This window comes from Mycobacterium sp. (assembly GCF_049585075.1).
Taxonomy (GTDB): Bacteria; Actinomycetota; Actinomycetes; order Mycobacteriales; family Mycobacteriaceae; genus Mycobacterium.
Genome location: NZ_JBAUZA010000032.1, coordinates 1 through 12,442, shown reverse-complemented (window position 1 = coordinate 12,442; position 12,442 = coordinate 1). Strand labels below are relative to the sequence as shown.

The 12,442-nt window shown below is 64.6% G+C and carries 14 protein-coding genes and 1 pseudogene; 3 read left to right on the top strand and 12 right to left on the bottom strand.

Annotated features, from left to right (window positions below; translation table 11 throughout):
• Positions 1 to 2: 2 nt before the first annotated feature.
• Entirely contained in the window at positions 3 to 1,838 is a 1,836-nt protein-coding gene (locus WB785_RS01585) for an acyl-CoA dehydrogenase (protein WP_424076950.1), read from the bottom strand.
• A 201-nt stretch (positions 1,839 to 2,039) separates the two neighbouring features.
• Between WB785_RS01585 and WB785_RS01580 the strand changes: the two genes are divergently transcribed.
• Positions 2,040 to 3,032, top strand: a complete 993-nt coding sequence (locus tag WB785_RS01580; protein ID WP_424076949.1) for an isopenicillin N synthase family dioxygenase — start codon at positions 2,040 to 2,042, stop codon at positions 3,030 to 3,032.
• Between the two features lie 43 nt (positions 3,033 to 3,075).
• Entirely contained in the window at positions 3,076 to 3,564 is a 489-nt protein-coding gene (locus WB785_RS01575) for a flavin reductase family protein (protein ID WP_424076948.1), read from the top strand.
• Here WB785_RS01575 and WB785_RS01570 read toward each other — a convergent pair whose 3' ends face one another.
• The 5 genes from WB785_RS01570 to WB785_RS01550 all read right to left on the bottom strand — a co-directional run bounded on the left by WB785_RS01570 (position 3,565) and on the right by WB785_RS01550 (position 7,739).
• Positions 3,565 to 3,726, bottom strand: a complete 162-nt coding sequence (locus tag WB785_RS01570; RefSeq protein WP_424076947.1) for a hypothetical protein — start codon at positions 3,724 to 3,726, stop codon at positions 3,565 to 3,567. It lies immediately after the preceding gene.
• A gap of 111 nt (positions 3,727 to 3,837) precedes the next feature.
• The gene (locus WB785_RS01565; protein ID WP_424076946.1) at positions 3,838 to 4,584 is read right to left on the bottom strand and encodes a succinate dehydrogenase/fumarate reductase iron-sulfur subunit; all 747 of its coding nucleotides are present in this window, start codon (positions 4,582 to 4,584) and stop codon (positions 3,838 to 3,840) included.
• Positions 4,584 to 6,500 carry a fumarate reductase/succinate dehydrogenase flavoprotein subunit gene (locus WB785_RS01560; RefSeq protein ID WP_424076945.1) on the bottom strand — a complete coding sequence of 639 codons (1,917 nt, stop codon included), beginning with the start codon at positions 6,498 to 6,500 and terminating at the stop codon, positions 4,584 to 4,586. Before WB785_RS01560 ends, WB785_RS01565 begins: the two co-directional genes overlap by 1 nt.
• Positions 6,501 to 6,538: 38 nt before the next feature.
• Positions 6,539 to 7,366 (bottom strand): hypothetical protein, encoded by an 828-nt coding sequence (locus WB785_RS01555; RefSeq protein WP_424076944.1) that lies wholly within the window; start codon positions 7,364 to 7,366, stop codon positions 6,539 to 6,541.
• 76 nt (positions 7,367 to 7,442) lie between these two features.
• Positions 7,443 to 7,739 carry a hypothetical protein gene (locus WB785_RS01550; protein WP_424076943.1) on the bottom strand — a complete coding sequence of 99 codons (297 nt, stop codon included), beginning with the start codon at positions 7,737 to 7,739 and terminating at the stop codon, positions 7,443 to 7,445.
• A gap of 112 nt (positions 7,740 to 7,851) precedes the next feature.
• Here WB785_RS01550 and WB785_RS01545 point away from each other — a divergent pair, with 112 nt between their 5' ends.
• Entirely contained in the window at positions 7,852 to 8,613 is a 762-nt protein-coding gene (locus WB785_RS01545; protein WP_424076942.1) for an isocitrate lyase/PEP mutase family protein, read from the top strand.
• A gap of 70 nt (positions 8,614 to 8,683) precedes the next feature.
• On the opposite strand, the gene WB785_RS01540 is transcribed toward WB785_RS01545, so the two are convergent.
• The 6 genes and pseudogenes from WB785_RS01540 to WB785_RS01515 all read right to left on the bottom strand — a co-directional run.
• Positions 8,684 to 9,124, bottom strand: coding sequence for an Hsp20/alpha crystallin family protein (locus tag WB785_RS01540; RefSeq protein WP_424076941.1), 441 nt, complete (start codon positions 9,122 to 9,124; stop codon positions 8,684 to 8,686).
• Positions 9,125 to 9,238: 114 nt separating this feature from the next.
• Positions 9,239 to 9,340: pseudogene (locus WB785_RS01535) on the bottom strand (bifunctional uroporphyrinogen-III synthetase/response regulator domain-containing protein); the annotation flags it as partial.
• A gap of 10 nt (positions 9,341 to 9,350) precedes the next feature.
• Complete coding sequence (locus tag WB785_RS01530) at positions 9,351 to 9,896, bottom strand: GNAT family N-acetyltransferase (RefSeq protein ID WP_424076940.1); 546 nt, start codon at positions 9,894 to 9,896, stop codon at positions 9,351 to 9,353.
• A gap of 21 nt (positions 9,897 to 9,917) precedes the next feature.
• Entirely contained in the window at positions 9,918 to 10,832 is a 915-nt protein-coding gene (locus tag WB785_RS01525) for a 5-oxoprolinase/urea amidolyase family protein (protein WP_424076939.1), read from the bottom strand.
• 34 nt (positions 10,833 to 10,866) lie between these two features.
• Positions 10,867 to 11,511, bottom strand: coding sequence for a 5-oxoprolinase subunit B family protein (locus tag WB785_RS01520; protein ID WP_424076938.1), 645 nt, complete (start codon positions 11,509 to 11,511; stop codon positions 10,867 to 10,869).
• 111 nt (positions 11,512 to 11,622) lie between these two features.
• A partial coding sequence (locus WB785_RS01515; RefSeq protein WP_424076937.1) for an ABC transporter substrate-binding protein occupies positions 11,623 to 12,442 on the bottom strand: 820 nt, incomplete at its 5' end.

Here is a 12,442-nt window from a genome sequence, read left to right as displayed (position 1 = left end):
GCCTAGAAGGCTGCTTCGTCGAGCTCCATGATGTCGTTGTCGATCGTCTCCACCACCAGGCGGGTGCTGGTCAACAGCGGCAGGAAGTTCTTCGCGAAGAACGAGGCAACGGCAATCTTGCCCTCATAGAAGGCCCGGTCGGCGTCGCTGGCACCGGCGTCGAGCGCCTCGAGGGCCACCGCGGCCTGACGCTGCAGCAACCAGCCGATCACCAGGTCGCCGACGCTCATCAGGAAGCGCACCGAACCCAGCCCCACCTTGTAGATGCTGGAGATGTCATCCTGTGCGGCCATCAGGTAGCCGGTCAGCGTCGCCGCCATCGCCTGCACATCGGCCAGGGCGGTGGCCAGCAACGCACGCTCGGCCTTCAGCCGGCCGTTGCCGGACTCGTTCTTGACGAACTCCTCGATCTGCCCCGACACGTGGGCGAGCGCAACACCCTTGTCGCGGACGATCTTCCGGAAGAAGAAGTCCTGCGCCTGGATGGCGGTGGTGCCCTCGTAGAGCGAGTCGATCTTGGCGTCGCGGATGTACTGCTCGATCGGGTAGTCCTGCAAGAAGCCGGACCCACCGAAGGTCTGCAGGCTCTCGGTGAGCTTGGCGTACGCCTGCTCGGAGCCGACACCCTTGACCACCGGCAGCATCAAGTCGTTGACCTTGACCGCCAAGTCGGCGTCCACACCGTGCACTGCCTTGGCTACCGCCGCGTCCTGGAAGGTCGAGGTGTAGGTGTACAGCGCACGCAGACCCTCGGCGTAGGCCTTCTGGGTCATCAGGCTGCGACGCACGTCCGGGTGGTGGGTGATCGTGACCCGCGGCGCGGTCTTGTCGGTCATCTGGGTCAGGTCGGCGCCCTGCACACGCTCCTTGGCATAGGCCAGGGCGTTGAGGTAGCCGGTGGACAGCGTGGCGATCGCCTTGGTGCCGACCAGCATGCGGGCGTTCTCGATGACCTCGAACATCTGCGCAATACCGTTGTGCACCTCGCCGACCAGCCAGCCCTTGGCCGGAACGCCGTGCTGACCGAAGGTCAGTTCACAGGTCGCGGACACCTTCAGGCCCATCTTGTGTTCGACGTTGGTGACGAAGACGCCGTTGCGCTCGCCGAGATCGCCGGTCTCAAAGTCGAACAGGAACTTGGGCACGAAGAACAGCGACAGGCCCTTGGTACCCGGTCCGGCGCCCTCGGGGCGGGCCAGCACCAAGTGGAAGATGTTCTCGAACATGTCATCGGAGTCGCCTGAGGTGATGAACCGCTTCACCCCGTCGATGTGCCACGAACCGTCGTCCTGCTGGACGGCCTTGGTCCGGCCGGCGCCGACATCCGAGCCGGCGTCCGGCTCGGTGAGCACCATGGTCGAGCCCCAGCCGCGCTCGGCGGCCAGCACGGCCCACTTCTTCTGCTCTTCGGTGGCCAGGTTGTAGAAGATCTGGGCGAATCCGGCGCCGCCGGCGTACATCCACACCGCGGGGTTGGCACCGAGCAGGTGCTCGTGCAGCGCCCACAGCAGCACCTTGGGCATCGGCATGCCGCCCAGCGCCTCGTCGAGGCCGACCTTGTCCCAACCGGCCTCGATGACCGCGCGGACCGACTCTTTGAAGCTGTCGGGCAGCGTCACGGAGTGCGTTTCGGGGTCGAAGACCGGGGGATTGCGGTCTCCCTCGACGAAGGAGTCCGCGACCGGGCCTTCGGCCAGCCGGCTCATCTCTGTCAGCATCTCGCGGGCGGTGTCGACGTCCAGATCGGTGTACGCGCCTTCGCCGAACGACTTGTCAACGCCGAATACCTCAAACAGGTTGAATACCTGGTCGCGGACGTTGCTCTTGTAGTGGCTCACTGGTTCCTCCTCGATGAGAACGCCACTTGTGGTTGGGTACTAGGGCTAAGTTACCCACCAGTAACACCGTAAAGCTATACCCATGAGTAACTCGATTGCAACCGAGTGTGAGCTAAATTTCATTGGCTAATTAACCAACCGGTTGGGTTCGTGCTGATCGGGACCGTGGCGTACTGCATCACCTGCGGCGATGATAGGTAGGTGACAACTGTGTCGACCGTCACCACGCTGCCCGAAGTGGACCTGCGCCACCCTTCTGGCCAACTGCGGAAACGCCTCCGCGAGGCGGCTCACGGGGTCGGGTTCTTCTACCTGACTGGCCATGGCGTGCCCGCGGCGCTGGCCAGCCGGGTGCTGGCCGCGGCACGCCGGTTGTTTGCGCTCCCACAGAAGGACAAGGACGCCATCGCGATGGTGGGCAGTCCGCATTTCCGTGGCTACACGCGGTTGGGCGGCGAGCTGACCGGCGGCCAGGTGGACTGGCGCGAGCAGATCGACATCGGGCCGGAGCGGGACCTGGTCGGCGGTCCGGGCAAGCCTGACTATCTGTGGCTGCAGGGCCCCAACCAGTGGCCGGCCGGGTTGCCCGAGCTGCCCGGGATCATCGCCGAGTGGGACGCGGCGCTTGCCGCGGTGGCCCGCACGTTGTTAGGTCATTTTGCGGCGGCCCTGGGCAGTCCGACGGACGTTTTCCAGGACGCCTTCGCCGAGACACCGGCGACGCTGCTCAAGATCGTGCGCTATCCGGCGACGGCGGCCCGCTCGCAGGGGGTGGGCGCGCACCGAGATGCCGGAGTGCTCACGCTGCTGCTTGCCGAACCGGGCAGCCAGGGATTACAGGTGCGACCAAGCCGAAGTGGCGACTGGATCGACGTCCCGGTGCGCGATGGGGCGTTCATCGTCAATATTGGCGAGCTGCTAGAGCTGGCCACCGGCGGCTATCTGCGTGCGACCGAGCACCGGGTGAACCTTCGTCGTGCGGCGGATCGGATCTCGGTGCCCTACTTCTTCAACCCGCGGTTGGAGGCGCAAATCCCGACGTTGGCGCTGCCGCCGGAGCTGGCAGCGCAAGCGAGTCTGCGCGCGGACCCGTCCGACCCCATCTTCTCGGTCTACGGCCGCAACGCATGGAAGAGCAGGTTGCGGGCCCATCCCGACGTCGCCGCCGCGCATGGCTACTCGCCGAGCGGGTAGGGTCAACTAGTACAAAATTCTCCTCGATTGTGAATGAAGCCCGGTGAATACACCTGAGAAGCTGACACCGTCGTCACTACGCGAGGCCTTCGGCCATTTCCCGTCAGGCGTGATCGCTATCGCGGCTGAAGTCGACGGAATTCGAGAAGGGCTGGCCGCCAGCACTTTTGTGCCGGTGTCCTTGGATCCGCCACTGGTGTCGTTCTGCGTGCAGAACACCTCGACGACCTGGCCGAAATTGAAAAACCTCCGTGCGCTCGGTATTAGCGTCTTGGGTGAGGCTCACGACGAAGCCGCACGCGCACTCGCCGCTAAGACCGGCGACCGGTTCGCCGGTTTGGAGACCGTATCCAACAGCAGTGGTGCGGTTTTCATCAAGGGCACCAGTGTCTGGTTGGAAAGCGCGATCGAGCAACTCATTCCCGCGGGAGACCACACCATCGTCGTATTGCGGGTCAGCGATGTTCAAATCGACGCGGACGTCGCGCCGATTGTGTTTCACCGCAGCGTTTTTCGCCGACTGGGCGCCTAGCTAGGGACGCTTGCTGAGCTCGTCGCGGTAGGCCTGGACGCGATGCTCGAGTTCCGCGGCGTCCTGCTCGCGTCCCTCTTTGCGTGCGACGTCAGCGCGCAGCGAGAGTTCGCGGATTGCCGTTCGAATGTCGTTGCCGCTGGCGGGTTGTTTGATCGTCATGCCCAACCGCCTTTCGTGTCGTGCGGCGGGGCTCAAACCCTACGCAGCCCCGCTCGCCTCGGGCTTCAGGTCGGGTACCCGGATCAGCGGGGCCTTAACACCAGCTGCTCGTCAGCGACGGAACAACTTGTTGCCCAGCCACACAACCGGATCGTATTTCCGGTCGGCGACTCGTTCCTTCATCGGAATCAGTGCGTTGTCGGTGATCTTGATGTTTTCGGGGCAGACTTCCGTGCAGCACTTGGTGATATTGCAATACCCGAGGCCATGCTCGTCCTGCGCCTGGTTGCGCCGGTCGAGGGTGTCCAACGGGTGCATTTCCAGCTCCGCGATCCGCATCAGATAGCGCGGGCCGGCGAACGCCTCTTTGTTGTCGTCGTGGTCACGAATCACGTGGCAGACGTTCTGGCACAAGAAGCATTCGATGCATTTGCGGAACTCCTGAGAACGTTCCACGTCCTTCTGTGCCATCCGGTACTCACCAGGCTGTAGGTCCTTCGGCGGCGCGAATGACGGGATTTCCCTGGCCTTCTCATAGTTGAACGACACGTCGGTGACCAGATCGCGGATCACCGGGAACGTCCGGATCGGCGTCACCGTGACCACTTCGTCTTCGGCGAAGGTCGACATCCGTGTCATGCACATCAACTTGGGCTTGCCGTTGACCTCAGCCGAGCACGAGCCGCATTTACCCGCTTTGCAGTTCCACCGCACCGCCAAGTCTGGTGTCTGGGTCTGCTGCAGGCGATGGATGATGTCGAGCACCACCTCGCCCTCATTGACCTCGACGGTGAAGTCCTGCAATCCACCTCCGGCCGCGTCGCCACGCCATACCCGCATGGTTGCGTTGTAGGTCATCAGCCTCTCCGTCCTGGGTGGTCGGCCAGCTCTTCGTCGGTGTAGTACTTCTCCAACTCGGAGATCTCGAAACCCTCGAGCAGGTCGGGCCGCATCGGCACCTGGTCTTTGCGCGTCACCGAGATGTCGGGAATGACTTCGTCGCCGCCTGCGGCGCGGCAGGCCAGCAATACCTTGCGCCACGACGCGTCCATTGATGGGTGGTCGTCGCGGGTGTGGCCGCCCCGGCTTTCGGTGCGCTCCAACGCTGCCTTGGCGACGCATTCGCTGACCAGAAGCAGGTTCCGCAAGTCGATGGCCAGGTTCCAGCCGGGGTTGTACTGACGGTGTCCCTCGACGTGGATGTTCTTGAACCGTTCGCGAAGCTGGTCGAGCCGACCGAGGGCCTCGGTGATTTCGTCCGCCTTGCGGATGATGCCCACCAGATCATTCATCGACTGCTGCAGCTCCAACTGCAACGTGTAGGGGTTCTCCGCGGCGGCGCCGTTCGTCGGTGTCTCGAAGGGCGCCAGCGCCCGCTTGGCCGCGGCGTCGAGGTCCTCGTCGGACACTTTCGGGCGGCTGCTCAGCGCCCGCACGTAGTCAGCGGCGCCCAGGCCGGCCCGACGACCGAAGACCAGCAGGTCGGACAGCGAGTTGCCGCCAAGACGGTTGGAACCATGCATACCGCCGGAGCATTCACCGGCGGCGAACAACCCGGGGACGGTGGCAGCGCCGGTGTCCGCGTCCACCTCGATGCCGCCCATCACGTAGTGGCAGGTAGGCCCGACTTCCATGGGCTCCCTTGTGATGTCGACTCCGGCCAGCTCCATGAACTGGTGGTACATCGACGGCAGGCGGCGCTTGATCTCGTCGGGCGTCAGCCGCGACGCGATGTCGAGATAGACCCCGCCGTGCGGGGTGCCGCGGTCGGCCTTGACTTCGGAGTTGATCGCGCGTGCGACCTCGTCGCGGGGCAACAGGTCCGGGGTCCGACGGGCGGAGTCGTTGTCCTTGAGCCACTGGTCGGCCTCTTGCTCGGACTCGGCGTATTGGCCTTTGAACACCGGTGGGATGTAGTCGAACATGAAGCGCTTGTTCTCGGAGTTCTTGAGCACTCCGCCATCGCCGCGAACACCCTCGGTGACCAGGATGCCTTTCACGCTCGGTGGCCACACCATGCCGGTCGGGTGGAACTGGACGAATTCCATGTTGATCAGCGTCGCGCCGGCGCGCAGCGCCAACGCGTGGCCATCGCCGGTGTACTCCCAGGAGTTCGAGGTGACCTTGAAGGACTTGCCGATTCCGCCGGTCGCCATGACCACCGCCGGGGCCTCGAACAAGACAAAGCGGCCGCTTTCGCGCCAATAGCCGAATGCTCCGGAGATCGCGTCGCCGTCTTTGATGAGCTCGGTGATCGTGCATTCCGCGAAGACCCGGATCCGGGCGTCGTAGTCGCCTAGCTCGGCGTGGTCCTCCTGCTGCAGCGAGACGATCTTCTGCTGCATGGTTCGGATCAGCTCCAGGCCGGTGCGGTCACCGACGTGCGCCAGCCGCGGGTAGGTGTGCCCGCCGAAGTTGCGCTGACTGATTTTGCCGTCTTTGAGGCGGTCGAACAGCGCGCCGTAGGTCTCCAGTTCCCAAACCCGGTCGGGTGCCTCCTTGGCGTGTAGTTCGGCCATCCGCCAGTTGTTCAGGAACTTCCCACCGCGCATCGTGTCGCCAAAGTGGGTCTTCCAGTTGTCCTTCGGGTTCGTGTTGCCCATGGCGGCTGCGCAGCCGCCCTCGGCCATCACCGTGTGGGCCTTGCCGAACAACGACTTACACACCACCGCTACCTTGAGGCCGCGTTCCCGCGCCTCGATGACCGCGCGCAAACCTGCGCCGCCGGCACCGATCACGACAACGTCGTAGGAGTGCCGTTCGACCTCAGTCATGAAACCTCGCTCATCTATCTGATCCGTGAAAAGGCTTCTCAGCCAACAAATCTCAGGTCGGGAATGGCGCCGCTGGCCACCAGCGCGATGTAGAAGTCGGTGAGCATCAGCGTGCCGAGTGTGATCCACGCGTACTGCTTGTGGCGTGTGTTGATTTTGCTGACTTGCGTCCAGATCCAGTACCGCACAGGGTGTTTGGAGAAGTGCTTGAGCCGCCCGCCGGTGATGTGCCGGCACGAATGGCAGGACAGCGTGTAGATCCACAGCATGATGACATTGCCAACCATGATCACGTTGCCCAGGCCGAAGCCGAATCCACCGGGTCCATGGTCGGAATGGAACGCGATGATCGCGTCGTAAGTGTTGATCACGGAGATGATGCCGGCGGCGTAGAAGAAATACCGGTGGGTGTTCTGAACTATCAGCGGGAACTTGGTTTCGCCGCTGTAGTGGACGCGGGGCTCGGCTACCCCGCATGCGGTGGGCGACTGCCACACCGTGCGGTAGTAGGCGCCGCGGTAGTAGTAGCAAGTCAGCCGGAACAACAGCAGGAACGGCAGCGTCAACGCCGCGAACGGCAGCCACCACACATTCGGCAGGATCTGCGGCCAGAAGTCGCTGGCCCCGCCGCAAGCGTTACTGAGACATGGTGAGTAGAACGGCGTCAGGTAATGGTATTGCGGGACGAAGAAGTAATTCCGCTGGAATGCGCGTGCGGTCGCGTAGATGACGAATGCAGCGAAGCCCAGGTCGATCCGCAGTGGCGACACCCACCACCGGTCGGTGCGTAGCGTCCGTTGCTGGATGTGGGCGCGCGCGGGTGAAAAGACACCGGACGCAGAACGGTTCGCTGTGGGTGCGCTCATCTATTGTGATCCTCTTCGCGTGGCCTCGTCGGAGAGTACCCACAGCGAACACCGCGCAGTCCCGCGGGGGGCCAGATCAAGAACGACTGTGTCCGCCGACACCTTCGTCGTCGACATCGCGCCAGAATTCGGCGTCGTATTGGGTGTCCGGGATCGCGATTTTCTCAGCCGGTTGGTCCAGGGTGTGCCGGGCCAGATCCAGCTCGCCGGCGTCGATGTCGAGCAACTCAACGTCGTTGAGGATTCGCTGAACGTCGTTGACCACCCGACGCAATGCCGGGGTGTCGCGGTACCGGGAACTCAATGACGTCACGCACCGCCGCAGGCCACCGATGAGCTCGTGCAGTTCGGCGAGTTCAGTAGTGCTGGACAACGGATCTCCCTGGAAGTGAAGGTGTCATAGGTCACAGTACGGCACCCGATAATATCCAGCAGGCGGCGATGGCGTGAGCCAGGTCACGCCCGCAACGGGGAGGCAGCCAGCCATGCCGGCATCTAGCGCGTTGGCCGATCGAGCGACGGCGCTATTGGCGCTGCATCAGCCGGGCAATCCGGTGATTCTGCCGACAGTCTGGGACGCCTGGTCGGCGGGACTGGCCACCGACGCCGGGTTCGCCGCACTGACCGTCGGCAGTCACCCCGTCGCCGACTCGATCGGCAAACCCGATAACGAGGGCATGGCGTTCGACGACCTGCTGAGCCGGGTCGCCCAGATCACCGCCGCGGTGGACGTCCCAGTCTCGGTGGACGTCGAATCCGGTTACGGGCTGCCGGCTTCGCGGCTGATCGAGGGGCTACTCGCGGTGGGCGCGGTCGGGCTGAACATCGAAGACACCGTGCACAGTGAGGGCAAGCGACTGCGTTCGGCCGACGAACACGCCGACCTCGTTGCTGCGCTGCGTGCGGCCGCCGACGAGGCGAAGGTCCATCTGGTGGTCAACGCCCGCACGGATCTTTTCCTGCGCCAGGACGGCGACGAGTCGGACCGGGTTGAGCGGGCGGTGGCGCGGTTGCAGAAGGCCGCCGCTGCCGGTGCCGATGTCCTTTATCCGGTTGGCCGCCATGACCCGGAGACGTTGCGGCGCTTAGCTTCTGAGTTGCCGCTTCCGGTCAATGCGATCGCCCTACCCGATCAGGACGATCCCGCTTCCTTCGGTCCGCTGGGCGTGGGGCGGATCAGCTTCGGGCCGTTCCTGCAGGCTGCATTGGGAACCAGGGCAAAAGAGATTCTGGCCCGCTGGGGCTAGCGGGCGAGGATGTGTCGAATCCGGTGGAGCCGTTGGGCCCCACCGGATTCGAGTGCGCGAACTCCGCAGACTACCTAGTGATCTCGATGCGCTGCGGCGCAGTCCCCGCGTAAGCACCGGCGACCCGCACCGTCAGCACGCCGGCGTCGTACGACGCCGCGATGGCCTCGCCAGTGACGTGTGCAGGCAGCCGGAACGACCGGCGGAACGAGCCGTAGCGGACCTCGCGCAACGTGCGGCCGTCCTTCTCTTCGTTGTGCTCGTCGCGGCGCTCGCCGTGGATGACAAGGCGGCCGTGGTCAACCTCAACGTTGACGTCCTTCGCGACGTCGACACCCGGCAGCTCCAGGCGGACTACGGCGTCCTCGCCGTCCTTGACAATCTCGGCAGCGGGGCTGAAGCCGTCGGCTACCGGCTTGAGCCAGTCGGTCGCAGGGGCCGGGCCAAAGAAATCGCGCATCCAGCGGTCGACATCCCAGGCGGGTCGTGACCACAAGGTCAGGTTGCTCATTCGTATCTCCTCTTGCTTGGTGGTTGCCGACGCTTTGCCGGCCTACCTGTACAAACATGAGTCGAGTACGCTTAAGTTCCACCTGGTTGTTCGCCTTAAGCGAACGGCGCCTGATCAGGCTGCGCCCATCCTTTCATCGACCGCCAGCCGGTAGCCGCGTTTGATGACCGTTGTGACAATATCCCTGTCACCCAAGGCTTTTCGTAGCCGAAGCACGCCGCGACCGCTACCAGACGTCGCCGTCACGCCAATCGCAGGCCAACTCTGCGCCTGCGTCCAGGCTGATCCCGACCGGCAGCACGAACACCGAGCCGTCGTCGTCGGGGGTACGCATCGCCCCGGCGGGCGCCAGCACCGACGTCGGCCCGCGCCACGGCAGCCAACCCCGCATCGTGTAAAGCCTCCTGCCCCGATCCGAGGAGCTGAGAGCGCCCAGCTGATAGCCGCCGCGGATCACTTGCTCGCACGCATCGAGTATCGCGATCGCCAGGCCTTGACCGCGCCAGTCTTCCCGCACGGCAACGGCTTCGACGTATCCACAGCGCAACGCGGCACCGCGGTAGAGAAGACGGCGTTGGATAACCGCCCCGTGCGCGATGATCGCACCGCGATGCCAGATCAGGGCATGCATCCCGCCGAGCGCGTGGTCCCAGTCGGCGTCGGTGAACTCACCCGCGAACGCCTCGTTGACCATCTCGTAGGCGCGCTGCCGGGCCTCGCCTTCGAGGTCGGCGGTGTGAACCAGGCGAGCAGTGTGTACCTGGGTGTGCACACTGCTGGTTTACCAGGTGGACTAGCCGACCGCCATCGGAGCAGAAGCCCCGGAACGAGCGGCCCGCGCGCCCCTGGGACGCGACCAGTGCAGCCGCACGTACTGCCCGGGACGTACTTGGGCGATCTTGTCGATGTCCTCGTCGGCGATCACACCGACCACCGGGTAGCCGCCGGTAACGGGGTGATCGGGGCCAAGGATCACCGGTAAGCCGTTGGGCGGCACCTGGATCGCACCGCGGGTGGCTCCCTCGCTGGGCAAGACCCGATCGGGCGTGCGGTACTGGAGTGGGCGGCCTTCCAGCCGCATCCCCACTCGGTCGCTGCGATCGGAGGCCATCCAGATGGTGTGCACGAGGGCGTCCGGATCGTCGAGCCAGTCGTCTCGCGGCCCGGGCACCACCAGCAAATCCACCAGATGCTCGGAGATCGGCGCCACCGGAGCCTGGTCGAGTTCGGGATACTCGTCGGTGTGTTCGCCGACCGGCAGGACGTCACCGGGTTGCAGCGGCAACGGGCCAATTGCCGACATCACGTCGTAGCTGCGGGAACCCAGCACCGGTGTCACGTCGACACCGCCACGCGCCGCCAGATAGCTTCGCAGTCCGGCGGGTGGGACGCCTAGCGAGATCACCTCGCCGTCGCGGACGTGCTGAATACTGTTGCTGCCGAATGGGATTCCGTCGACGCGCGGGTCGGTGTCAGCGCCGGTGACTGCGATGTCGACGTCGCCGCCGCGGACTCGAGCCGAGAAACCGCCGAAGGTCACCTCGATTGTGGCGCGGTCGTCGGGGTTGGCAACCAGCCGGTTGGCCAGCGTGTGTGAGCGCCGGTCGGCGGCCCCCGATCGGGTGACGCCGATATGAGCAAGGCCCACCCGTCCGAGGTCCTGGATAAGCGCCAGCGGGCCGGTACGCAAGATCTCCAGGGTCGTCATCGACGCTCTCCTTTCTCCCGTCGCCCACCTGCCGCTACGCAGCCCGGAACTGGACCCACATGCCCGGCGTAAGCAGCGCCGGATTCGGACGGTCGATGTCCCACATGACCGCGTCGGTGTGGCCGATCAGCTGCCATCCGCCGGGAGACCGGCGCGGGTAAATTCCGGTGAACTCGCCGGCCAGGCCCACCGCACCGGCCGGAACGGATGATCGCGGCTCCGCTCGCCGGGGTACGGCCAGCCGTGGGTCACCGCCGATCAGATAGGCGAAACCCGGTGCAAATCCACCGAATCCGACTTGCCAGGGAGTAGCGGTGTGCGCATTGATGACTTGTGCGGTGGTTAGCCCGGTATGGTCGGCCACCTCGGCAAGATCGGCACCGTCGTAGACGACGTCGATCGTCGTCGGCTGCTCCGGCGAGGCGGTCGACGCCGTGCCGGGGGTCACCTGCAACGTGCGCAGCCGACGGCGGATTGCGCTCTGGTGCCGAGGGCCGTCGAGTTTCAGGAGCACCGTGCGCGAGGCCGGGACGATGTCGAGCACACCGGGCAGCGCGGCCTCGCGCAGGGCAGCCGTCCATGCCAATACCTCGGCGGTGTTGTCGAACTGCAACAGCAGCGCCTGATCGCCGTAGTCGAGAACCGTGTCGACCACGCTCGGATCCATTGCCACGCTCATTACTCGACAGTAACCCGTTGGCCGGGAATCGAAACCAGATTTTCGAGCACTGCCAGAGCTGCCTTAGCCAACGCTCATACGAGCCGGATAATCGGATCAGACCCGCCGGTCCTAATGCAAGATATTGCCGATCAGCGGGGGCAACTGATCGGCCACCAACGGGTAGCTCAGCGGCGACGCAAACGCGATCGCGCCAGCCTGGTCCTTGGTCGTGAACACGCTTCGCGTACGGAGCGCCGCGACGTCGGGATTGGCCAGCAGCTCCGCTTGATCGCCGTCGGTCTCAGTCGTCCAGATCAGTAGGTCGACGGCGTCGAGAACCGCCTTGATCTTGTCCCGCGGAATGAACGCGCGCTGCTCATCGACGGCGAACGGCGTGATGTTGTTCGCAACGGCCAGACCCATTTGGGTCAAAAACTCGGTGTGCCAACCGGTTGTCGCAACCACGTTGTCTTGGTGCAGCTTGCCGTCCAGCAGCAGCACCGTCTTGTTTTTGAACTGCGGGTACTTATCTGCGACAGCGGCGAAACCCTGGTCGACACCATTGATCAGCGACTGCATCTGGTCACGCTGAAACACCGCCTGACCGATCGCCGTCGCCTGGTCCTTCCACGGCTCGAAGAATGCGTAACCGCCGGACTGCGCAAGCGTCGGGGCGATCGCGGACAGCTTCTGGTAGGTGTCCTGATCGACTCCGGCGTCGGTGGCGACTATCAAGTCGGGTTTCAGACCGGCGATCTGCTGCACCTGAATTCCGTTGTCCAAGTTCAAAATAACGGGTTTGGCATTACCGAGTTTGGGTCGGGCCCACGGCCACACGGCGAACGGCTGGTCGCCGAACCAGTTGGTTACGGCGACCGGCACCACGCCCAGCGCCAGCAGGTCGTCCTGCCCAGTGAAACCGGCGCTGACCACCCGCTTGGGCGGGGAG